The organism is Shewanella sp. 10N.286.52.C2 (assembly GCF_002874545.1).
Classification (GTDB): domain Bacteria; phylum Pseudomonadota; class Gammaproteobacteria; order Enterobacterales; family Shewanellaceae; genus Shewanella.
The window spans coordinates 221,865-244,446 of record NZ_MCTV01000039.1; the positions used below are offsets into that span (position 1 = coordinate 221,865).

The window sequence follows — 22,582 nt, forward strand, 5'->3', positions numbered from 1 at the left end:
CTACTACAATCCCATTATTTGCTTACGAATCTTTGATTTGTAAAATTCCACGTTTAACTAATAAGTCCTTTATTCTTAGTGTTTCACTCTCAATTGTATGCAGTTTTTGTTTGATATCGTCAATTTTTGATGCGTTTTGCTCAATCCATTTAAACGTTTCCCCAATAACAGCAGCACCTGTCGAAAACGATATCCCTTTCAATGCGTGCGCTCTGGTTCTTATCAAATCAGATTGCCCTTCCTCTACTGCTTCAATCAATTTTTTAGTGTCTTGGGTAACACTATTCCAATACATTAATAAAATTTCGTCAGTTATTGTTTTATCATTGGTACCGATAATTTTAATTAAGTGCTTAAAATCAATACTATCATTAGCCTTATGGCGCTCAGTACAATCTACAACCTCCCCTATAGCTTGTGTGTTTTTGTCCCGACTCATATATTTACTTAGGGCAATTTTGAGCATTTTTAATTCAACAGGCTTAGCAATATAATCATTCATCCCTGCCCTAATACAATTTTCAAATTCACCGACAAGCCCATTGGCAGTTACTGCAATAATCGTCGTTGGGCTTAGCCCTTTGCGACTTTCTTCTTTACGGATTTTTTTTGTTAGCGCAAATCCATCCATATTAGGCATATGACAATCAGTAAGTATTAAGTTGAACCTGCCTGTTATCCATAATTTATATGCAGCATTTCCATCTACTGCTATTTCATGTTCATATCCTAGACTTTCCAATTGATTACTTAATACTAATCTATTCGTTGGCTCATCTTCTGCGAGTAAAATCAGATTACGATTTCGCTTTTTATCTACTTTAAGCGCTACCTCTACCCTATGGTTTTCCTCTATTTCTTTGTTTAGATCTAGTGTTGGGCTTTCAAGTTCACATAAAATAGCTAAACCATGGATTAAGTCGCTGGGTTTTAACGGCTCACACTTGACGACATAGGTCAGTGGATCAATGTAGCCATTATTTTTTATCTGATGTGGATTTAAAATTATTGTTTTTAAGCTTGTTGATTCTAAAATATTAGTTTTATCGACTGCAGATGTAATCACTACAACTTGTTCATCTTTTATGGCGCACAAATTCTCTAGCTTATCAATTCCAACTTGGCTGACATGTAAAGGGTTTAATTGGGCTATAATGTCCTGACAACACTTCGAAAGTTCTTTTGATTCATGAATAATATAAAAACGGTATTCACTAAAATCTAAATGTTCAAATTCATATTTCGTATTTTTATTTTTAGTTATAGGGATTGACAGTCTAAAACAACTGCCCTTTCCTAATTGACTTGTTAATTTAATTTCACCACTCATTAATTCACTAAATGATTTACAAATACTTAACCCTAAACCTGTGCCACCAAATTTTCTTGTAGTCGATGTGTCAGCTTGAATAAAAGGTGTAAATAATTTTTTTTGTTGTAACTCTGAGATCCCAATACCGTTATCTATGACATCAACAACCAAAGTAACACTAATCCAATCAAATCTTGTTTTTATAATCACAACACCTTTTCTTTCTAAGCTTGAAAATTTTATCGCATTGCCTACCAAGTTAAGAATTATCTGTCTGAAGCGTACGGCATCAATTTTAACTTTATCTGGGATTTTTAAATCAGGACAAATATATAGCTGTATATTTTTATTATTTGCATTGATACAGAGTGCATCTACAGCTCTTTCTATTAAAGAAAGAATGCTTACTGATGTCAGTTCTAGTTCAATTTGTCCCGATTCAATTTTTGAAAAATCTAAAATGTCATTAATAATATCTAATAACGAAAACGAAGAATCCTTTATGGTTGCCGTCATACGCTTTTGTTCTGTATCTAAGTGAGTTTGTCTGAGTAAATCAATCATACCGATTACACCATTCATTGGTGTTCTGATCTCATGACTCATAGTTGCTAGAAATCTAGATTTGGCTTCGTTAGCATGTTTTGCCGCTTGGGTTTCTTTTTCTAACTCGATTTGAATTAATTTTTCATGGGTAATATCAATATTGATGCCAAACATCATTGTGGGTTTATTATTTTCATTACAAGATACATTCGCCGCGCACCGAACCCAAACTAACTCATTGGTTTCAAGGTTAAAAACTCTAAACTCAATTTTAAAAGAGCAGATGTTATGAATAGCAGCTAAGATATGATGTTTAATTTCTTCAACGTCTTCTGGGTGAACAGCATTAAGCCAATCTTGGTAAACAAGCTGTTGGTCTAAATTGATCCCATATAGCAGTCGCGTACCTTCATCCCACTTTAATTTATTCGTAACTAAATCTAACGACCAATTATTTACACCTCCTGCCTCTGATGCGATAGTGAGTCCGGCTAATAGCTCTTCTCTTTCTTTACTTATATTTATTAGCGCTGTTTCTATATTTTTTCTATCTGATATATCTTCAATTACAGCGATCATATAAATAGGTTGGTTTGTGACATTATCACACACTAATGATACTGATATGTTAGCCCAAAACTCACTTTTATCTTTCCTAACATACTGTTTATCTAGGTTAAAAAAATAAATTTCTTTACGAAACAGTTGCCTAATTAGCATCTCTGATTTTTCTATATCAGTATCAACAGTCAAGTCTTTTATTGATAACTTACAAAACTCTTTCTCGCTGTAACCAAAAATTTTGCATAGCATTGGGTTAACTTCAACAATGTATGAATCAACATTTACTCTTGCGATACCAATTGCAGCTTGATTAAAAGCTGATTTGTAAATCATTTCTTTATTAAATAGTTTTACATACAAATCTATTTCGCGTTGTAATTGTTCTTGTTCCGCGGTGATATCTCTTATTAGTGCGAGGTACAATGTTTCATTTTCATGTGGTAGTTTACTAATTGAAATTTCTATAGGGATATATAATCCAACTTTATTTAAAAAATATAACTTTTCAGGTTTACTCACTAATTTTTTAATCCGCGCAATCATAGTGTCAGTTGATTTTTGATGAGTAGGTTCCGTAAAAAACAAAAATAGTGATAAATGGCTTGTTATTATGTCGTCTTTACAACAGACCAAAATCCTTTCCACTCGTTCACTAACATTCAAAATAACACCGTCTTTGTCTATTAGAATATAACCGTCTTTACTTAATTGTGATAAAACATTTTTATTAAAAACATAAAATATTTTCTCTATTAGGTCGTTATTCAGTTTTTCAGGAATGACTTCTTTCCTACAATGGGTAGTTGGAGTTTCGATAATAGCTAGCTCATGCTTATTCAATTTACTTAAATGTAGATAAAGGATTAGCAGCCAACATGTAGCGAAAAAAGTGAGTGTTATCATATGGCCAGCTAAAACAACAATAGCAGCAAGTAACAAAACCCCATATATTATAAAAATGGACCCAACCCTTTTAAGTCCGTTCACATGTTAATTCCCTTTGAAATTTCACCCCGTAATCAAGCCCCTCCTTATTAATAACCGTTATTATTTTATTGGCTGGAAAAGGTTTACAGAAATAGAATCCTTGAGCAATATTGCACCCCAGTTTCTTAATTACATCTACAGTTTCTTTTGATTCAACACCTTCTGCAATCGCTGTCATTTTAAGATCATTGGCAAGTAAAATACTTCGTGTAAACAAAGCTTGAGACTTAGTATTTGTAACAATATTTTCAACAAAGCATCTGTCTATTTTCAGTTCATGAAAAGGTAACATATGTAATTGTTCTAGTGAGGCAAAGCCTGTACCAAAGTCATCGATTGATAGTTTAAATTTCATCATGCGTAATCTCAGTAAAGCTACAATCATCACTGATGGGTTTGAAGGGATTGCAGTTTCAGTTAGCTCGCAAGTAATCGAATTGCAAGATATTTTATTTTTACTGGTTACTTCTTCTAACCAAAAAGGTAAGTCCTCTTCATCAAGCACTTTACCTGAGATGTTAATTGATAAACTCAACGAACGATATTTTACATCCAATTTAACAAAGTTTTTTATGGCATCTTCAACAACAGCTTTGGTAATACGTAGAATAAATTTATTTTCTTCTGCTGCATGTATAAATTGAGAAGGCGAAATCACTTTATCACCATCAACTATTCTAGCTAATGCTTCAAAGCCACAAATTTGCATGGTGTCAAGATTATATTGTGGTTGTAAGTAAGCGCGAACATTACCTTTATTTAAGTGATACTCTAATTGTTTAGATGTGAGGGTTGCTATGACTTGTGTTTGAGGCATGCTATCAGCATTAGTGGCTTTAACCAAAAACTCACTCAGCATTGTTGCGGTGATGGGTTTACGAACTACACCAAGAATATTAAGATGATAATAAGTGGCTAATACTTTAGCAGAATTAAGTAAAGTTTCACCTTCTCCGCTGAATAATACAATAGCACTGGTATATTGAATTTCTATGAGTCGTTGAAGTAAATATAATCCGTCTTTTACGGGCATATTTAAGTCACAAAATATCAAATCAAATTGTTTTTGTTTGATTAAATTAAATGCTTCTAATCCATCAGCCGCCTCGATAATTTCATAAGTCCCTAGTTGTTCTAGACTTCTTGTGAAAATTCGTCTAACTATTGGCTGGTCATCTACTACTAAAATTGAGTTAATGTGCTTTTTCACTCAGATTTCACCCATCGAATGTCCATTTCTTACTATGAGTATAGACCACTTAAACAAAACAGGTAGATAAACTAATTTCTATATTTTTAGTATTTTACAGGCAGCAAACATACCCGAGTATTCTTTAAATTAATTAACGAATTTTAAATAATCATTATTAATAACTGCATGTTATTAAACATTTATTTTTCTAACCATGCTAACGCCTTTGCTTTTTCTTCAAAAAACTGTACCTCACCACTCATAAACCAAGCTGCAACTTTAGCACTATAATTTTGCCAATTTTTATTACCCCAAATAGCCACTTTTTTAAATTCATTATTATGTTGCAGGCCAAGTTTTAAATCATCCCAGGCTGCTCGAAGTTCCCAGCCATCAAGTTCAGTTCCATCAATAAACACGTTTACTTTCGGGTGTTTTACCTCAGCTAACGCCGCATCGAGTAATGGCGTTATGACTAAATAGTCGTTATGAGTTAAAGTGCCAGTCGCCTTTAATGATAAGTACACATCGTCGTTAACCCGTTCTATACCAATACTCAATCCATGTGTTTTTACAGATGACATAATAAACCCCTTAGTTTATTGTGGGTATAATTAAATTTAGCAGCTTTTAAGCATAATTAAAGCTTTTGTTAGCTTTTAATGAGCACCTGATTGATAGAGGTTTATTTTAAGAACTGACTTTAACACTTGTAAAAATCTAGCAGCTGTAACAATAAAATCTGTGATTGTTGTTAAGGGTTATATCATTTTTAAGGCAAGTTAGAAATATAGAAGAACTTCGGGTTACTCATTGAAAAGTATTGTCTTTTTATATAATTAACCCCACTCATTGAGGCTGTGGCCGCCTCGTAAGCTATAATTAAGTTATTTGTCTAGCTTAACAATATGGGTTCTTTCTTGTTCACACTCATAAGACCCCATTTCAAACTCACGGCAAATCCACGGTCTATTTTCATAAATAGTACACATTAACGTTTCTCTATCTACTGCAGCGCACCATCCATCATCTAATCGTTTCATGGTTTGGCTACCCCAGCTGTCTTCACTGATGTATTGCTCTGGTACACCGGTGTCAGAAATAATCATCACTTCAAGTTTGCAGCAGCATGCTTGGCAACTTGAACAGGTGATTTCTGGATCAACAATGGTCGTGATATCAATAGTCATAATTTACAGCTTATAAGTAATGGCAAGTTTGAAGTGGCTTTTGAGGTTATGTTTTACGTTTTGGTAAAGCATAGAGTGTTAAACCTAAATATACAGCGGATAATAGCTTAACGAAGTGTTATTCACTATCGCAATTGTCATTTAAAGACTCAATTTAGTGATGTTTTATCATTGACAAGCCAAGCTGATGAAACATCCATCAGCTATTGAACGAATTGACCTCAGCTTCAGTAAGGTAACGCCATTGATTACTGGAAGTATTTAATTTTATCTCACCTATTTGCTCACGATGAAGCTGGGTTACTTTATTGCCCACAGCAAAAAACATACGTTTAACTTGATGGTAGCGACCTTCAGTAATACTTAGTAGTACCTGGCTTTCGTTTACTGTTGTGATTTTAGCTGGCAATGTCGGTTTGGTTTCACCGTCCAGTAAAATCCCCTGCTCTAACTGTTTAATCGCTTGAGTTGATAGCGATTTAGCTAAATGTACCCGGTATAGTTTCGCGCAGCTCATTTCAGGGCGAGTAATATTAAAAGACCATCTGCCATCATCAGTAATGAGCACTAAGCCCGTTGTATCTGCATCAAGCCTGCCAACAATATGTAATTCGTCTTTATTATCGATATCAATATCGTTAAACAATGAAGGATAATGTCCATCGACATTTGAACAAATCTTGTCTGCCGATTTATGCAAAAGTAGATATCGAAATGGCCTTGGAGTTAACGTCTGACTATTTAACTGTATGAGGTTATTCTCATGGACTTGGTGTTTTACATCCTTGATAACCCCATGATTGACACAAACTTGCCCTGCTTCAATTGCGGTTATCACCTGAGTTTTAGTCAGTGCAGTACTTCTTAATACAAATTTATCTAAACGCATAAGGTCCTAATACAATTGCCAATAATCGCTTCAAATAACTCGTTTAATTCCAGCTTTGTTCAATTGCGGTCGATAACGCAGAAGAGTAACTTGATAAAATTGCAGTGTGGCCAGCGGTAAACATGGCAAAAGAAGCATCTATAGGTTCTACAATACCTGTGCTCGTTACATCAACATTTAAAGTTGGAAACAACATCGTTTTAGATTTGATTACGATATCTTGTGCTTCCGTTAGTGAATACTCATCATTAGAGAATGCGGCATTAGACAAAATCGATAGCTCTGAATCTGAAACTTCTTCTATACTTGTGGCATTGTCTAAGGCAAGTACTGAATCTTCACTTGAGTCTGCTAAGTTTGCGATTTTATAATCTTCAGGCTCAGACCATGTGTAGCTATAACCACTATCAAAATCATAAATTCGACTATTTTCAAACTCGATTTTTGCTATCGCACCATCAGCAGGCAAATGAAAAATTACTCGGCTAGCATTGGTACTTTTGGCATAACTATTTTTTAATAACACATCATTAAACGTGTATTCTACTCTTAGTTCAAGGGCACTTTCGTCATTGTAATTGCTGACACAATGAATGCTTATGTTGTCGGTAGCATTACATAAACGTTTAACCGTTGTCTCTGATAAACCTAGTTGTTGAGCATTACTGCTAAAGTTTTTATCTATTTTTGAGTCTTCATCATCGTCTCCGGGATGTAAAATACCGTCGATGAGATCACAACCGCCAAGGTTCAAACACAACACGCTAAAAGCAACGAGCTTAATTTTTGAATCCATTTAACTACTACTCCAATATCTAATATCACCTCATTTTGACACGATAGCATTGTTTTTATAGGTTAAATAGTAAAACCTTAGCTTCATCATGCTTGCTTTCAAAGCTTTAAAATTAAGTCAACATTCATGGTTATTTCAGCTCCAACATCATTAACGTTTAATTCCTATGGTCTAAATATCAACCAGCTCATTAAACACAGCCTATATATGTAGGATTCAATCCTTCATATGGCATTCAGCACAGCGTTAATGATTGATTATGATGTATTTAAACAAATCATCGTAAAAACTTAAAACAGTAGTTATCGGCCTAATTTTAGGTGATTTTAAACATATTTTACGAATTAAAAATTTAGGGTAATAGAATGAAAAAGACATTGGTTGCAGCATTACTTATTTCACTATCTGCAGGTGTTTCTGCAGAGACATTGAACGAAGCAGCCCATCATAAATTAGACTCAGCAATGGAGCAGTTAATAACATTAGATGAGCAAACTGATATTCTTATCACTGTTGATAAAAATGCTAATTTTGAACGCGTTACCTATCAAGGATTTGTCAAAGACGTTTATAGCGAAATTTATACCACAAGCCACAAAGCTAAACAGCTTGGGCTTGAAAAAGTGAACAAATTCTATGTTTATAATGAATCTAATATAGATAAGTTAAGTGATAAAATTGCCGTAAAAATTGATCAAGATAAACCAAAGGCATTCTCAGTTGATTTGTACCGAAACTATCGCAATGACTCTGGTAAATTTAGCTATATCGCTCGTATTATTGAATACAAATAGACTTTTTATTTACCGGTGACTTTTTATTAAAATTAGGCAGGCTGTTGAATATCAGTCTGCTATATCCTTAGCTATTTCAATAGCTCTTGCTTGCACATTCCATTTCGCCTCTAGCTTAATAACCTGTTCAGATAACGCTGTTAACTGCCCTTGTTGTTCTTGCTTTGGCTGGATTTTATTTTGCATTAAAACAACTTTTTGTTGATTGCTCCACCAGCAAACCAGCATGAACTCAACTTTTGCTTCTACGTTTGTATCTTCTTGGGCACTAGCTTGTGACTTAAGTGAGCGACTAAGCCTTAAAAGCTGGCAATCAATCAACCCCTTTGATGAGCAGTTGTCAAAGTAAAGTTGCTGCAGTTGCGCCATTTGCGCTAAATCAGCCACATAATGACTAATGCTGATAATCTCTGAGTTGAGGTGAGCCACAACTAAGTTTGACGATGTTGGCAACATTTCAAAATACTTAACCTGGCAGGTTTGGTAGGTTTTACCCTGATGATTAGTGGTAAATATTTGATCGTGCGTAGTTTGCATGAAGGCAGTAACATCTTCAACTGACTGCCAAAACCCGAAAACCACGGCGGTATTTATGTTTTTATCATGCAACGGTGCAGCATAATTTTGCAAAGGTAGTTTATTTAAATCAGCGCGCCAGCCACCCGCTTGTGCTAAAAATCCGCTACAATTTTCTAATTGCTGCCAAGCACATTGGCTTGCTGTAAAAGCGGCAACATTATCATCATCTACAGTGCAGCTAATTAGTTTTAAAATTGTCATTACCCATCCTTATGCATTGAATTTAATCAGTTACATTATTTTGCTAATCGCTTTGCATAGCGATTAGCTAACAGTGCACAATAAAAAATCTGTATTGGGTGATACAGCATGATGGGTAACAAAATCATTCCCAATGCGGGATCAGATCCAAAAATAACCTGCGCCATCGGTACACCAGCTGCCAAGGTTTTTTTAGTGCCGCAAAACACCGCGGCGATTTCATCTTCCTTATTAAATTGACATCGCTTAGCGCCCCATTGGATCCCATGCACCATAAACAACAGCACTAGGGTACAAATGGCAATACAATACAGCAGTAACCAAGCTGAAAATTCACTCCAAATACCATTAATAACCGAATCACAAAAGGCATTGTAAACAATTAAGATGATGACGATTTTGTCTACTTTGTTTATCACGGATTTATGTTTCTCTATAAAGCGCAGTAATAACGGCCTTAAAAGCTGGCCAACAATCATTGGAATTAATAATAGTTTGGCGATAGAAAACACCGAATCCATCAGGTTTAATTCAGCGCCATCGAGATTCATAAACAGCTGAATAAATAATGGCGTTATAAAAACGCCTATAATACTTGAAAGCGATGCATTGAAAATTGCCGCAGGTATGTTGCCTTTGGCTACGCTTGTCATTGCTACTGAAGAAGATATGGTACTTGGCAATACGAATAAATAGCAAAAACCAAACGCTAGCGCTGCAGGCATAAAGGCTAAAAGTGAATCCCCAAAAAGTAGCCACAGGATCGGGTAAGCAATAAAAGTGGCCGATTGAATATAAAGGTGTAGTCGCCAGTTAGTAACGCCCGCTTTTATTGCCTTAGGTGACAGGTTAAGCCCATGTAAAAAAAACACCATGGCAATACCAATAGCCGTTACTTGATCAAGCTGTAATATCCCGCCAGACTTGCCCACATCAGCTGACACCATAGCCAATGCAATCGCTGCAACCATAGCGACTAAAAACCATTCTTGTTTTAATTTACTCATTATATTCATATCAAAAAATTTAACCTTAACAACTTAAAAACGTAAACTTATTAAAAAATCTCTTTACTGCAATGATTCTTAGGTTGAATTTTTTTCACGACTTTTTGATGTGCCGAATGAAAAGCGAACCTAGGGGCTCAAACACTGTTAGCAAGCATGACCAACAGCAATTTAATTTAACAGCCAATATATAAACTTACGACCATTAAAATTGCACTTTTATAAACTATTTCCTCGTTGAGGCGTATAACTATGCATCTTCTTTCTAACAGGATTCACCTATGTTTGGCATATTCAAACGAGATCCCATTAAAAACTTACGCAAGCAATATGATTTAACGCAAGAACAAGCCATGCAGGCACAAAGAAAGGGGGATATAAAAAGTTATGCTAGCCTTTCCTCTGCAGCAGAGAGTATTTGGCAACAGATTGAATTAGCACAACGACAAGCTAGTAAGTAGCTTTAAAACTCCAAATAGTTTAAATAGACAGAAGCTATGCATCATCATCTAAAGTCATGGCCTCTTTTATTTCATCACTATCAAAGCCTTTTCGAGATAAGTAAGCATAGGCTTTGGACTTTTCTTTATAGTCGGATAAGTCATAACGCTTTTTAGCCAGCTGACTTTTACAACTGAGATAAAAGTCTAACTCTTCTGTTAGGCTTAGTTGGTATATCAGCTCTTCGAAATCACTGACATCAAGAAGCCGCTGTTTTAATTCTTGCAAGATCAGCGTTTTGCCTTTGCCTTTATTATACAACTTGATAATTTCAGACTTCAGGTCAGCCTTGTCTGCTTTTATGGCTAATTTACTGCGCAGGGTGTCAACTTGAGGGTGTTGTGATAGTGCGTAATCAATTTCAGCGCGAGAAAACCCTTTGGTGGTCATCTGTGAATAAACTTTTTCTTTATTAGTGCCATGAAAGTGTTCAAATTTGTTTTGCAATCGTGCTGTCGCCATTTCAAATGAATCGACATTTTGCTCATGCATGACTTGTTCAATTGCGGTATCAATTTCAGCAACTGATACGCCTCTTAATTGTAATTTACGTTTGATAGCGCCTTTACCCGTCTCATGACTAAAGGCCAGTTCGCAATAGCGAACGGCAAAATCAAAATCATTTTTCAAATAGCCACTTTCAATGAGTCTAGCGAGAACAGTGTCAATCCATTGCTGGTTATCGGTTTTACGCTCAAGCTTGGTGCGAATTTCATTGATAGTAAAATCTTGCTGACCAAGGTGCCAATAGGCACTGTTGAAAACATTCTCGATTGTTTTGGCTTGACGAAGTGGCTTACTTTGCATAAAAAATTTTAATTGATTAGAAATGACAAAGGCAGTTTAGCAGACCACTACTCTGTTCAGAACTAGAAGTTCTTGCCACGGTAAAATGTCTGCTTTATTCGTGGTAAATATTAATCGCTTTATGAATATTAACTATGCCTGTACATCTTAATTATGACCGTACATCTTAATTATTTGCGTAGTGGACACAATCATTCTTTTTAGCCGTTTGTTGCAGCAGTTGTTTTAACTCTGTTTTTCCACCGCTTTTAGTATCATTGATTTGTTGTTCAATGGTTTGTGTTTGCATGACAATTTTTTCAATCGCTGTTTGTCTTGCGCCCTCTTCTGACTGGCCTGATAACACGAGTTGTTCAACAAGATCTGAATAGCGTTCGTAGACCACTCCTTTATAATAATCGGCCTGTGAAGTCATCGGAGTGTGGGCATATATAATTGAGCAGCTTAAAGCACTATTGATTTGCGTGAATGAATCCTGAATTTGAATGACAACGGGCTTTTGAGTCGATGGGCTAGCGCTCGCGCCAAAAGATAATATTGCTAACATTGAAATGATAAATACTTTTTTCATTATGTTTACTCCCGTTGATGAACAACTGAATTCTGATACTGATAATAAGCTTTAAACTTGCCTCTATTTTACCTACGTAAGCTAAACGTAAGCTGAACAAACAATTAACTTTTAACGTTTTTCCTTAAAGAATGCTTATTAGGTTATTTTCGGCTAATGGTTCGACAGCAGCTCGATAATAGTCGCCACTCAATCTTAAACACTCACGCTTACCTTGCTCATAATTTAGTACTTAGCAATGCTGTTTAGTTCAGCTCACTCAGCAAAGCATTCCCTCAATGACCCATAACAGATTAAATAACCAACAATTCGCACGCTTATTCGACAACCTTACGGAATTTATTGCCAATTTTACGGGGACAGCTATAATACTGTATAAACATACAGTACTGTTGGGTGTCGATTGTTATGAAGGTTATTCCTATTTTTGCTTGTGCCGGTATTACTGGTTTTGAAAGTCCTGCTGCTGAATATCGGCAACTGCCATTAAGTTTAGATGAGCTATTGATTGAACATCCCAGTGCCACTTTTATTGGCCAAGCTAGCGGCGACTCTATGGAGAAAATCGGCATTTTTGATAAGGATATTCTCATTGTGGATCGCCATGTCAGTGTCGAAAACCATGATGTGATAGTGGCAAACTATAACGGCAACTTTGTCTGTAAGCTCATTGATATCAAGCGGCGATTATTATTATCGGCAAATGATCTTCACCAGAGTGTTACGATACAAGAGTATGACAACTTCAGTGTTGAAGGCGTGGTGATCCGTTCAATCCGTTGTCATCGCCAAAGCCCTATATTAGTTAATAACTAATGTTAGCGGATTAAACTAACGACTAACGGACAGTTAAATTATGTATGCACTCGTTGATGCCAACTCTTTTTATTGCAGCGCCGAGCAAGTGTTTCGCCCAGAGTGGCGTGGCCGTCCTATCGTGGTGCTGTCCAATAACGATGGTTGCATTGTGGCGGCTAACCGCCAGGCAAAAGCATTAGGAGTGGGTAAATTTGGTCCTTACTTTGAAGTGCGCGATTTTTGTGAAAAAGCAGGCGTGATTGCGCTTTCCTCCAATTATGAGCTTTATGCCTCTTTGTCTCACTCTATGATGGAAGTGATTGGCCGCTTTGCACCTGAGCAACATATTTACTCTATTGATGAGTCATTTCTGTCATTTAAACATTGTTACCCTGCGATCCCGTGTTTATTAAGCCATGCCGCTATGATCCGCCGCGCGGTATGGAAAGAAACCCGTTTACCTGTGTGTGTCGGTATTGCTGCCACCTTAACCCTTGCCAAAGTGGCCAATCATGCCGCTAAAAAGCTCCAGGGCTATAACGGGGTATGTTATATCCAATCCATTGAGCAAAGAAATGCCATTTTAGCGACAATGAAAGTCACCGATGTGTGGGGGATCGGTTCGCGGATCGGTAACAAATTACATGCCATGGGGATCACCACCGCACTGGATCTGGCTAAATTACAACCAGGCATTGCTCGTAGCCAATTTAGTATTGAAATCGAGCGTACAGTCAGAGAGCTCAATGGCGAGGCTTGTAAAGGCTGGGATAGCGCCAGAGCAGATAAACAGCAGATCTTTTCAACTCGTAGTGTCGGTGAACGTATTAGCGATATAGACTCATTATTACAGGCGCTCAGTAAGCATGCTGGTATCGCGGCAGCCAAAGCCAGAAAGCAAGGCTCTGTGGCTAGCACCATACTGATCTTTGCCAGTAACTCCCCTTATGATGAACAGCCTAATGGCTTTAAATATCATTACCGCTGTGCATATCCAACTAATGACAACCGTGAAATCATCAGTTACGCAGCAGAAATTGCCCGTAAGCTTTATAACCCCAATACTCGCTACTATAAAATCGGGATTGGATTGTTAGATTTATCACCGGTCAAACATTTGCAAACAGACTTGTTTGCCCCAGTAAAAGATCCTGCCTTGATGCAGGTTTTTGATAAGTTAAATCAACGCTACGGTAGTGATGCAATATTTGTCGCCGCCCAAGGTATTGGAGGTAAATGGCATATGCGCCGTGAGCTATTAACCCCGCAATACACCAGCTGTTGGCAAGATATTCCGCAAATCCACTGTGGCTAAATTGGTGATAAATTGATTTGCGTGTGCTGGTTTTTATTCTGACTTGGTTCAGGTTTAGTTGTGGCTTTAAATTAGCGTAAAATGGACAACTAATATCAAACCCAAGCAGTACATTAATCGATCTAAAGCTCAACAAAAATACAACTTAGTCAACTCTAGCTGTTCAAAAAACACTCTCCAGTTCACAGTTTTATATCTAATCACATGAGCGAGGCTATTATGCGATTTTAGCCATTGTGTTATTGCTGAAAAAAACGACAATACGCATCCTTAATTTTCTTGGATTGTGCTTGCCTGTGTTAGATTTTTCCGCATTTGATTTTCAGTTTATTGCCGAGCCCCTATTTTACTTTCAGCTTATTGGCTTTGTCTCAATGGCCATTGGCTGGTGGGCAAATAGCCAACAACAAGATTGCAAATTTATTCATGGCAATATGATAGCGTCAGTACTTACCGCAATCCATTTAGGCTTATTAGGCAGCTTTCTCGGCATGGCCAACCAACTAGTTAATGTTATTCGCTTTCGTTTATGTCAAAGTTTGAATAGCAATAACCAGCAAAATCTTGCATCGACTGCCTGGTTAACATCGCCTTTAGCCATGTCACTCAGCTTTAGTATTATTGCCATGACGCAGGGTTTTCTGTGGGCTGAGCATTGGAGTGAATGGTGTGCGGTCATCGCTGCAGTCGTAATGAGCTTTAGTTTATTCTTCTTAGCGGGCAGTCAACTAAGGTTAGCTATGGTTGCCAGTAATGGATTAAACCTGATGCTTTCAATATATTTGATGTCATGGTCAGGAATACTCTACCAAGTAATGACAATAGCAATATTGGCACTAGGGCTTATGCGCGAATTTAGCGACTACTATAACGACCAGCTCAACCAAAACTTTGAGCAAAATAGTGCCCTTGAAAGCTGTAATGAAACACAAGTGGCACTGTCTAAAGGTTAAAGTAATTAGCTTGAATCAATTCAGTTAGGATGAGTAAACCCTGTGGTAATAAGCAATTAAGAGCGAGTCATATTACTCACTCTGCTAATGCTAATACCAATGACTCGCAACGAAAGCACATTCACTAGAACGCATTCACTAAAGCGCATTAAGGTACGACTTTAACGCTTTAAGCCTAACAGTCGCCGCGCCAATGATATCCATAAAGCCCAATGCTGGATGGGGTTTCTCAGCAGAAATCCAAGCTGAGCCGGTTGCCCCAATCGGTAATGAATAACCTTCAGGTTCTTCAAACTCAATAACGACTGTACGACCATGAGAGCCGCCATTGTTACCCACATGCTGGCGCACATGTTGACTGCCACTCATGGGGTTAATCATGGCTTCGCCCGTACCTGAAGTAATGCTGTGCACTCTGCCTCTAAAGATTTCTCCCGGATAAGCATCCACATAGAACTCGGCAAACTGCCCAGGTTTTATATAGCGATATGATTGATCGGCAATGCGCATTTCTAAAAATTTCTTACTGGTATCAAACAAGTGCATATTACCCAAGCGGGTGCCTTCAGTTACATTGGTAATGGCAAGCTGCCCATCATATTGAGCCCGTATTTCACGACGTGAATCTGTCCATTTAGCCGATTCAATATCAGCCTCAATAGCTTGCATTTGCGCTGTTTGCGCGCCCAACTGGGCAATATTGGCAGCCACTTGGGCACGATTGGCATCAATCTGCGCCTGTAAATTATCGCGGTCCACCTGACTTGCATGCTCTTTTAAGGCCGTTAGACGCGCTAAATTACGCTCATCATTATTGATACTGACATTTAAAGCGTTAATTTGTTGGATTGCGGCAGCGTGCTGCGCTTGTACTGCATTTTTACTGGCTTCAAGGGCTTTGATTTGTTCCGTGCTATCCACTGATACTAAGGTGTAAATCAAGTCCCCTTTTTTAACGATTTGGTTATGAGTCACATAGACGTTTTCAACTTCCTGACCAATGAGTGGACTTAGCACTGCATGAGGCGCTTTAACGGTTGAGCTATCGGTTAAATCAGCGGGTGACCAAAAGCGATGGCCAGTAAACAATGAAAAAGCAATAAACATTCCTAAACCAATGGTGCGTACCGCATTAGTAAGGTTCCATTGAATGACCCCTAATTTGACTAAGAGCCATATAATTAACACATAAGGCAACATGATCTCTTTCATGATTTAACTCCTTTGATGCCATTACTAATGATGCTTGATAACCGTTTAGATAGGACATCCCAGCGCCCAAAAGCAATGATTATCGCCAGTACCCACCAGGTCTTATCAATAAACAAACCACATAAAGATAAAGCAAACACAATTTGGGTATGGGCACTCGACATGGCTTCTGCCTTATGAACTGCAACTTCATGTAATTTCCAAAATAACAGCAGTACATAGCAAATGATCAAAATGGTGACCACAAACACAAAGCCCATAAAAAATTCAGAATCTAATAGGGTTAAAATGCTGGGGTAGCCATTAACAAAGTAGCCTTCAGGTAATTGCTTACCGTGTATTTGAGTGAGTAATGAGAAGCCATAACTTAAAAGTCCGATAACCGATAACGATAAAATAAATGTGGTCATTTTTCGCACATAGAAAGATAACTTATTGCTCAATGATGGTTGAACCGTGTCGATATCAGGTAATTCAGTCATAAAGATCCTAAAAACATGAGATATTTAACAGGGAGAGTAACAATGTCTCGCTGTATATGAGCTGAATACTAGCAATAACTCACTGTGATAACGGAATAACCGATATTCCAAATGAACTATTTACTTTAGTCCCAATGTACGCTTCGAATTTATAGTGTAATATATTGTTAAATTGCACTTATTTATCGGTATCTCATGGATTTGAATGCACTGAATGTGTTTGTCACCCTGTATAGATCAGGCTCGACCCAAAAAGCCGCCAAGCAACTGGGCCGCTCACAATCATTTGTCTCAAAAGTATTGGCTCAATTACGTGAAGAACTAAGCGACCCGTTATTTATTCGCACCGCTAATGGCCTACAACCCACCAGTTACGCCGATAAAATCGCCCCGCAAATCCAAAGTTCTATCGAGCAAATTAGCTTAGCCCTAGAACCAGAATACTTTGACCCTAAAAACCTGCAGTTCATTTCGGTGCACTTAGGCGAACCCTTGATGGTATTAATGGGTAAAAGCCTAATCAATGAATTACGCAAACAAACCAATGCCACCATAGAGTTAAGACAATGGCGAAAATCCAGTAATGATGGCTTGATCGATGGCTCCATTGATATCGGCGTGCAATCATTGCGAGACAGACCGCAGCAGCTGTATCAGAAAAAAGTGGCTTCTGGTTATGTTACTAAAGTGGGCAATGAGCAAGGGGAATTTGTAAAGCTATTAGTTGATGATTTAAATGAACATGTTGAATATTTTCGTGAATTAAATGAAAACCATAATCCGACAATCATTACCGACAACTATAGTTTACATCGCCAATTACTGGCCGATCATTACTCCTATAATTTTAAAATCGATGCTGAATTGCACAAAAAAGAAGTCGCCATAGACATGGCGATTATTTGTAGTTCATCGCGGCGCCATGAAGCTAAAATAGTATGGCTATCAGAGATATGTAAAAACGTCTTATTACAAGCAATTACCACGCGTTAATGATTATGCTGAGGGTATTATGAGCCAAAGAAGTATTCACACATTATTTAAACCCACTTCCATCGCCGTTATTGGTGCCTCAAATAGTGAAAAGCGCGCGGGGCGCGTGTTGATGAAAAACTTATTGGCCAGCGGCTTTTCAGGGCCCATTATGCCCGTAACCCCTAAATATTCCGCCGTTATGGGCGTATTGGCTTATCCCAATATTGAATCGCTGCCCATTAAACCCGATTTAGCCGTGATATGTACTCGCGCCAGTCGCGTACCTGGTATCGTCGAAACATTGGCGCAGTTTGGCTGTAAAATCGCGATAATTATGGCCTCAGGCATGGCTGATGAGTTTGATGAACATGGTGTTAGCCTGTTAACTCAAACGCTGCAAAATGCAAAACGTTACGGCATGCGAATATTGGGATCAAATAGTTTAGGGATGATTATTCCCACCATTGGTCTTAATGCGAGCCTAGCGCATACCGGCGCTAAAAAAGGCAAAATTGCGTTTGTGTCACAATCTGCCGCCATTTGTACTACGGTGCTGGATTGGGCTAATAATAAAGACATCGGCTTTTCATCGTTTATATCTTTAGGTGATGCATCTGATATAAATTTTGATGAATTGCTCGATTATTTAGGTCGTGATAGCCGCACCAGCGCCATTATGCTTTATATTGATTCTATTAGTGAAAAGCGTCATTTTTTATCCGCAGCGCGCGCAGCAGCCCGTAATAAACCCATATTTGTGATTAAATCGGGTCGCAGTGCTGAAGGTGTTAAGGCCGCTATGTTGCACACAGGCGGTAAAGGCGGCAATGATGCCGTCTACGATGCCGCCTTTAAGCGTGGTGGTATGTTGCGGGTGCATGACTTAATTGAACTGTTTGCCGCAGTTGAAAGTTTGGCCCACTCCACGCCATTAAAAGGTGAGCGAGTCGCCATAATCAGTAATGGCGGCGGCCCTGCAGTATTGGCCGCTGATGAACTCATTATTAAAGGCGGTAAACTGGCACAGTTGTCAGATGACACCATCACTCAATTAAATCGCATATTGCCAACAACCTGGTCTGGTCAAAATCCAATAGATATTGTCGGTGATGCTGACAGTAAACGTTATAGCCAAGCACTAACTATATTGATGGATAGCCAAGAAATGGACGCTATTTTAGTGCTGCATTCACCATCAGCATTAGAAGAAAGTGACCAAATCGCCCAGAGTTTAATTGATGTCATCAAGGGCCATCCAAATCGAAACAAGTTAAATATTTTAACCAATTGGAGTGGTGAGGATTCAGCCTACACCGCAAGAAAGCGATTTAGTAAAGCCGGGATTCCGACTTATCGAACCCCTGAAGGCGCAGTAAAAGCCTTTATGCATATGGTCGAATACCGCCGTAATCAAAAACTATTGCAAGAAGTGCCGCAATCTATTCCAGATAATATTCCCACTGACACTAATACAGCGCGGAATTTATTACAAAAAGCCCAAGCCAATAATCGTTTTATTCTCGAAACCCATGAAGCCAGTGACATTTTAAAAGCTTACGGTTTAAATACCATAGATACAGAGTTTGCCAGTAGCGCAGAGCAAGCCGTTAATATCGCCACCAAGTTGGGCTTTCCTGTGGCACTAAAAGTCCAATCCCCTGACTTGATGTACAAATCTGATGTGCACGGTGTGGTACTAAACCTCAATAATGCTGAAGAAGTGTATCAGGCAGCGCTATCCATTACTTCCAGAGTTAAGGACACCAACCCTGACGCTGAAATCAATGGCATGATAGTGCAAAAAATGGCATTAACCGCTGGCGCTCAAGAAGTGCGGGTCTCTGTGATTAATGATCCTGTTTTTGGCCCTGCAATTTGCCTTGGTGAAGGCGGCTCAGAATGGGACCCGACACGTGATGCTGCAGTTGCCCTACCGCCACTTAATATGGCACTGGCGCGCTATATGGTCATTCAGGCGTTGAAAACTCACAAACTTAGAGACAGACATTTACCCCTTGGTTTAGACATGAATGCAATATGTGTGATGCTAACCCAAATATCGCACCTGATTATCGATTGCCCTGAAATCGCTTCTTTAGACCTTAACCCAGTGCTCGCCGCAGGTGAAACCATTACCCTGCTTGACGTTAACATGAAGCTCAATTGTACAGATATTGATCCCAAAGCGCGCTTAGCGATCATGCCATACCCAAAAGAGTTAGAACAAAAGGCCACCTTGAAAAATGGCTTGAAGGTCATGCTCAGGCCCATTCTTCCTGAGGATGAGCCAAAGCATTTAGCCTTTGATAACTCACTCAGTGATGAAGATCGCTATAAACGCTACTTTGGCGTTCGTTCGAAAATGACCCATGAGGAAATGGCGGTTTTAACACAAATAGATTACGCCAGAGAAATGGCATTTATCGCCACTGCAGAAGATGAAAATGGTGAGGCAATCACCTTAGGTGCGGTGCGAGCATCGACAGATCCTGATAATACAGAAGCAGAATTTGCTATGGCGGTGCGCGGCGACTATCAAGGAATTGGTTTAGGTAAAATGCTATTAGAAAAACTGATTAACTATTATAAAACCACTAATACTCCTGTGTTAGCGGGCTTTACCATGTTTGAAAACCGCAGTATGGCAAACCTCGCCAAAGGGCTTGGCTTTACGGTATCTTTTGATATGGATGAGCACCTGATTAAGATGCATATGGACTTGCCCCAATGTGAAGCTAACCCGCAAGCTAAAGCGGGTATAGACTCTGCCGATAAACATTAGCCTTTAACACAGTTGCGACCTGATGATTTCGCTTGATACAGCATTTCATCAGCGCGACTTAACCAGGTATCACTATCATCTCCAGGGTGGATTTCAGCAGCCCCTATCGATACTGTGATATTGCCTAAATGCTGCTTTTTTTCTTTACCAATGGTGAGCTGCTTATCTGCAATACGATTTTTAATTTGCTCAGCCACCGTTAAGGCATCTTGTAGCTCAGTATTAGGCAATAAAATCACAAACTCTTCACCGCCATAGCGGGCAACGAAATCATTACCTTTTACCGTTTGTTTTAATGCAAAAGCCACAAATGCCAGCACTTTATCGCCAACTAGATGACCATAAGTATCATTGAATTTTTTAAAGAAATCGATATCTATCATTAATAGGCAACAAGGTATATTGCTATGGCTAAACAAACTGACTTGCTCTAAAGCAAACACCTCATAGGCACGGCGATTATTTAACGAGGTTAATTCATCGGTCATTGCCACTTTACTTAAACTGGTCATTTCATCTTTTAAAGTCGTTAATTCATTACCCAGAGAGTCTATGTCGGCTTTCATTAAATCGTTGTTTAATAGCACCTTCTCCACTTCAATACTAATATTGACGATTAACTCGTTAAGTAATTGTGGACTTGGATTTGACTGCAGTTCCTCGTTTAAAGAATGTAAGCTCGATGAAAAGTTACTAGTACCAGAAGAAAGCTGACTGATCTTACTGTATAAGCTATTGATGAGTAATTTGGTTTCAATTTGAACATTATCAATGACTTCTGGAGACTGCTCTTGAATAAAGTTGTTATAAAGGCCTTGATTGACCGCGGCGGTAAACTCAACTTTATTGGCAATTAAACCATCGATCGCACGTTTTAAGTCTAAATTTGTTTCCGCATAATACTGATACCAAATGGCATAATTTTCTGGGGTAACCGGTATATGCAGCGCGGACATTTGCGGCACTGCCATTCTTAGTATTTGTGCAGAATTTTCTAAACTCGTCTTCAATTTCACGTCCTATGATTTATATAAGTCAATGTAAGCCCAGCAAAGGTAACGCTATACTTAAATGCTAAAAAATTAAATTTAAAAAAATATAACCCTTTTACGCATTTGATACGTTTAAAACAATAACAAGCATAACAATAACATTTTACATAAGAGAAACCATATGAAAATTTTACTAAAAAACCAATTAAATAAACTACCTATGGCAACGTTATTAAGCGTATCGGCGACAGTAATAGTACCCGCTTATGCCACTAGCCCTGTGCCTAACCAATTTAGTCAACCCGCAATGATAACCATGCATAAAAATACTCATGAAAATTATCAGCTAATTGACAATATAAAGATGTTTCCAAAGCCAGCGACTAAGCAAGTGCAACATATACTTGAATTAGCACAGCGTGATGATGAGGCGAGTTATAAAATTGAAATTCAAATTGGCCAAAATAAGCTGGTAGATTGTAATCACCATAGACTAAGTGGCAAATTGGTCGAGCAGAATTTATCAGGCTGGGGATATCCGTTTTATAGCGTCGATAGTATAACGGTAGGGCCAAGTACGATGATGATGTGTAATGAACCTAAAACGGCTAAATTTGTGCCAATGGGACAAAGCTTGAGCATCAATTATGATAGCCGTTTACCAAAAATATTTTATCTACCTGAAGATGCAACGTTAAGATACCGTATTTGGCAAGCTAAAGGTGATTACCACTATTCAAATTAATGTGTGGGACCATGGCTAAACAGCGTTATAACAAAGCGTCAGCAGATAACCCAAATAACCATGGTGCATCTGCTAACGCTGTTTAATATTTAACTGGATCCAAGGTAATAATTTAACAACGTTTAACCCGAACAACCTGCATAATCTCTACGCTAAATCCAGCCACAGTATGCTCTTCAGGGTAATACACTAAACTCACAAGTTGATCCTGCAAGCTCTTATATTTTTTAGTACGCTTAAATTTAAATGCTACATCGTAACCCGCTAACATCAAGGTATGGTAAACCCACTCTTCTTTTTCACGCTGAGTATGGGAAACAACTTTAACCCCTTCAATATGGTTAAGTTTTTCATGCTTTTTAAGTAGTGCATCTACGGCTTTCTTCTTCATA

At 38.2% G+C, this 22,582-nt stretch carries 22 protein-coding genes; 8 read left to right on the forward strand and 14 right to left on the reverse strand.

The window, feature by feature from the left end:
• Positions 1–22 precede the first annotated feature (22 nt).
• From BCU94_RS14795 to BCU94_RS14820, 6 genes are all read right to left on the reverse strand, one after another.
• Positions 23–3,409, reverse strand: coding sequence for a PAS domain-containing hybrid sensor histidine kinase/response regulator (locus BCU94_RS14795; protein ID WP_133149793.1), 3,387 nt, complete (start codon positions 3,407–3,409; stop codon positions 23–25).
• Positions 3,396–4,619, reverse strand: a complete 1,224-nt coding sequence (locus BCU94_RS14800; RefSeq protein WP_102476813.1) for an EAL domain-containing response regulator — start codon at positions 4,617–4,619, stop codon at positions 3,396–3,398. Before BCU94_RS14800 ends, BCU94_RS14795 begins: the two co-directional genes overlap by 14 nt.
• Positions 4,620–4,801: 182 nt before the next feature.
• Complete coding sequence (locus tag BCU94_RS14805) at positions 4,802–5,185, reverse strand: STAS/SEC14 domain-containing protein (RefSeq protein ID WP_102476814.1); 384 nt, start codon at positions 5,183–5,185, stop codon at positions 4,802–4,804.
• A 303-nt stretch (positions 5,186–5,488) separates the two neighbouring features.
• Complete coding sequence (locus tag BCU94_RS14810) at positions 5,489–5,791, reverse strand: YkgJ family cysteine cluster protein (protein WP_102438623.1); 303 nt, start codon at positions 5,789–5,791, stop codon at positions 5,489–5,491.
• 199 nt (positions 5,792–5,990) lie between these two features.
• On the reverse strand, positions 5,991–6,680 hold the full coding sequence (locus BCU94_RS14815; protein ID WP_102438621.1) for a pseudouridine synthase: 690 nt from the start codon (positions 6,678–6,680) through the stop codon (positions 5,991–5,993).
• Between the two features lie 43 nt (positions 6,681–6,723).
• Positions 6,724–7,476, reverse strand: a complete 753-nt coding sequence (locus BCU94_RS14820) for a hypothetical protein (protein WP_102438619.1) — start codon at positions 7,474–7,476, stop codon at positions 6,724–6,726.
• Positions 7,477–7,841: 365 nt separating this feature from the next.
• Here BCU94_RS14820 and BCU94_RS14825 point away from each other — a divergent pair, with 365 nt between their 5' ends.
• Positions 7,842–8,270, forward strand: coding sequence for a hypothetical protein (locus BCU94_RS14825; RefSeq protein ID WP_102438617.1), 429 nt, complete (start codon positions 7,842–7,844; stop codon positions 8,268–8,270).
• 51 nt (positions 8,271–8,321) lie between these two features.
• On the opposite strand, the gene BCU94_RS14830 is transcribed toward BCU94_RS14825, so the two are convergent.
• On the reverse strand, positions 8,322–9,050 hold the full coding sequence (locus BCU94_RS14830; RefSeq protein WP_102476815.1) for a DUF4937 domain-containing protein: 729 nt from the start codon (positions 9,048–9,050) through the stop codon (positions 8,322–8,324).
• 35 nt (positions 9,051–9,085) lie between these two features.
• Positions 9,086–10,057, reverse strand: a complete 972-nt coding sequence (locus BCU94_RS14835) for a bile acid:sodium symporter family protein (protein WP_241905018.1) — start codon at positions 10,055–10,057, stop codon at positions 9,086–9,088.
• A 281-nt stretch (positions 10,058–10,338) separates the two neighbouring features.
• Here BCU94_RS14835 and BCU94_RS14840 point away from each other — a divergent pair, with 281 nt between their 5' ends.
• The gene (locus tag BCU94_RS14840; RefSeq protein ID WP_102476817.1) at positions 10,339–10,518 is read left to right on the forward strand and encodes a DUF6435 family protein; all 180 of its coding nucleotides are present in this window, start codon (positions 10,339–10,341) and stop codon (positions 10,516–10,518) included.
• A gap of 34 nt (positions 10,519–10,552) precedes the next feature.
• Here BCU94_RS14840 and BCU94_RS14845 read toward each other — a convergent pair whose 3' ends face one another.
• A complete protein-coding gene (locus BCU94_RS14845) occupies positions 10,553–11,365 on the reverse strand; it encodes a RecX family transcriptional regulator (protein ID WP_102476818.1) in 813 nt (270 codons plus the stop codon).
• A 166-nt stretch (positions 11,366–11,531) separates the two neighbouring features.
• The gene (locus BCU94_RS14850) at positions 11,532–11,936 is read right to left on the reverse strand and encodes a hypothetical protein (protein ID WP_102476819.1); all 405 of its coding nucleotides are present in this window, start codon (positions 11,934–11,936) and stop codon (positions 11,532–11,534) included.
• A 408-nt stretch (positions 11,937–12,344) separates the two neighbouring features.
• Between BCU94_RS14850 and BCU94_RS14855 the strand changes: the two genes are divergently transcribed.
• From BCU94_RS14855 to BCU94_RS14865, 3 genes are all read left to right on the forward strand, one after another.
• The gene (locus tag BCU94_RS14855) at positions 12,345–12,752 is read left to right on the forward strand and encodes a S24 family peptidase (RefSeq protein WP_102476820.1); all 408 of its coding nucleotides are present in this window, start codon (positions 12,345–12,347) and stop codon (positions 12,750–12,752) included.
• A gap of 40 nt (positions 12,753–12,792) precedes the next feature.
• Complete coding sequence (locus BCU94_RS14860) at positions 12,793–14,049, forward strand: Y-family DNA polymerase (RefSeq protein WP_102439842.1); 1,257 nt, start codon at positions 12,793–12,795, stop codon at positions 14,047–14,049.
• Between the two features lie 296 nt (positions 14,050–14,345).
• Entirely contained in the window at positions 14,346–15,002 is a 657-nt protein-coding gene (locus BCU94_RS14865; RefSeq protein ID WP_241901023.1) for a YgjV family protein, read from the forward strand.
• A 138-nt stretch (positions 15,003–15,140) separates the two neighbouring features.
• Here the strand turns inward: BCU94_RS14865 and BCU94_RS14870 are convergent, their stop codons facing one another.
• A complete protein-coding gene (locus BCU94_RS14870) occupies positions 15,141–16,214 on the reverse strand; it encodes an efflux RND transporter periplasmic adaptor subunit (protein WP_102476821.1) in 1,074 nt (357 codons plus the stop codon).
• Positions 16,211–16,696 (reverse strand): magnesium transporter, encoded by a 486-nt coding sequence (locus BCU94_RS14875; protein ID WP_102439840.1) that lies wholly within the window; start codon positions 16,694–16,696, stop codon positions 16,211–16,213. The genes BCU94_RS14870 and BCU94_RS14875 overlap by 4 nt, the downstream gene beginning before the upstream one ends.
• Before the next feature lie 195 nt (positions 16,697–16,891).
• Here BCU94_RS14875 and BCU94_RS14880 point away from each other — a divergent pair, with 195 nt between their 5' ends.
• The gene (locus BCU94_RS14880) at positions 16,892–17,689 is read left to right on the forward strand and encodes a LysR family transcriptional regulator (protein ID WP_102439839.1); all 798 of its coding nucleotides are present in this window, start codon (positions 16,892–16,894) and stop codon (positions 17,687–17,689) included.
• Between the two features lie 19 nt (positions 17,690–17,708).
• Complete coding sequence (locus BCU94_RS14885) at positions 17,709–20,453, forward strand: bifunctional acetate--CoA ligase family protein/GNAT family N-acetyltransferase (protein ID WP_102476822.1); 2,745 nt, start codon at positions 17,709–17,711, stop codon at positions 20,451–20,453.
• Here the strand turns inward: BCU94_RS14885 and BCU94_RS14890 are convergent.
• Entirely contained in the window at positions 20,450–21,424 is a 975-nt protein-coding gene (locus BCU94_RS14890; RefSeq protein WP_102476823.1) for a GGDEF domain-containing protein, read from the reverse strand. The genes BCU94_RS14885 and BCU94_RS14890 overlap by 4 nt on opposite strands.
• Before the next feature lie 202 nt (positions 21,425–21,626).
• On the opposite strand from BCU94_RS14890, the gene eco reads away from it, so the two are divergent.
• The gene (gene eco, locus BCU94_RS14895) at positions 21,627–22,190 is read left to right on the forward strand and encodes a serine protease inhibitor ecotin (protein WP_102439837.1); all 564 of its coding nucleotides are present in this window, start codon (positions 21,627–21,629) and stop codon (positions 22,188–22,190) included.
• Between the two features lie 112 nt (positions 22,191–22,302).
• On the opposite strand, the gene BCU94_RS14900 is transcribed toward eco, so the two are convergent.
• Positions 22,303–22,581 (reverse strand): hypothetical protein, encoded by a 279-nt coding sequence (locus BCU94_RS14900; protein ID WP_102439836.1) that lies wholly within the window; start codon positions 22,579–22,581, stop codon positions 22,303–22,305.
• Position 22,582 lies beyond the last annotated feature (1 nt).

Coding starts and splice junctions, on each gene's coding strand:
- BCU94_RS14875 (WP_102439840.1), bottom strand. CDS start 16,696: ATGACTGAATTACCTGATATCGACACGGTTCAACCATCATTGAGCAAT.
- BCU94_RS14840 (WP_102476817.1), top strand. CDS start 10,339: ATGTTTGGCATATTCAAACGAGATCCCATTAAAAACTTACGCAAGCAA.
- BCU94_RS14810 (WP_102438623.1), bottom strand. CDS start 5,791: ATGACTATTGATATCACGACCATTGTTGATCCAGAAATCACCTGTTCA.
- BCU94_RS14890 (WP_102476823.1), bottom strand. CDS start 21,424: ATGGCAGTGCCGCAAATGTCCGCGCTGCATATACCGGTTACCCCAGAA.
- BCU94_RS14845 (WP_102476818.1), bottom strand. CDS start 11,365: ATGCAAAGTAAGCCACTTCGTCAAGCCAAAACAATCGAGAATGTTTTC.
- BCU94_RS14900 (WP_102439836.1), bottom strand. CDS start 22,581: ATGAAGAAGAAAGCCGTAGATGCACTACTTAAAAAGCATGAAAAACTT.
- eco (WP_102439837.1), top strand. CDS start 21,627: ATGAAAATTTTACTAAAAAACCAATTAAATAAACTACCTATGGCAACG.
- BCU94_RS14855 (WP_102476820.1), top strand. CDS start 12,345: ATGAAGGTTATTCCTATTTTTGCTTGTGCCGGTATTACTGGTTTTGAA.
- BCU94_RS14805 (WP_102476814.1), bottom strand. CDS start 5,185: ATGTCATCTGTAAAAACACATGGATTGAGTATTGGTATAGAACGGGTT.
- BCU94_RS14815 (WP_102438621.1), bottom strand. CDS start 6,680: ATGCGTTTAGATAAATTTGTATTAAGAAGTACTGCACTGACTAAAACT.
- BCU94_RS14885 (WP_102476822.1), top strand. CDS start 17,709: ATGAGCCAAAGAAGTATTCACACATTATTTAAACCCACTTCCATCGCC.
- BCU94_RS14820 (WP_102438619.1), bottom strand. CDS start 7,476: ATGGATTCAAAAATTAAGCTCGTTGCTTTTAGCGTGTTGTGTTTGAAC.
- BCU94_RS14830 (WP_102476815.1), bottom strand. CDS start 9,050: ATGACAATTTTAAAACTAATTAGCTGCACTGTAGATGATGATAATGTT.
- BCU94_RS14825 (WP_102438617.1), top strand. CDS start 7,842: ATGAAAAAGACATTGGTTGCAGCATTACTTATTTCACTATCTGCAGGT.
- BCU94_RS14860 (WP_102439842.1), top strand. CDS start 12,793: ATGTATGCACTCGTTGATGCCAACTCTTTTTATTGCAGCGCCGAGCAA.
- BCU94_RS14870 (WP_102476821.1), bottom strand. CDS start 16,214: ATGAAAGAGATCATGTTGCCTTATGTGTTAATTATATGGCTCTTAGTC.
- BCU94_RS14880 (WP_102439839.1), top strand. CDS start 16,892: ATGGATTTGAATGCACTGAATGTGTTTGTCACCCTGTATAGATCAGGC.
- BCU94_RS14835 (WP_241905018.1), bottom strand. CDS start 10,057: ATGAGTAAATTAAAACAAGAATGGTTTTTAGTCGCTATGGTTGCAGCG.
- BCU94_RS14850 (WP_102476819.1), bottom strand. CDS start 11,936: ATGAAAAAAGTATTTATCATTTCAATGTTAGCAATATTATCTTTTGGC.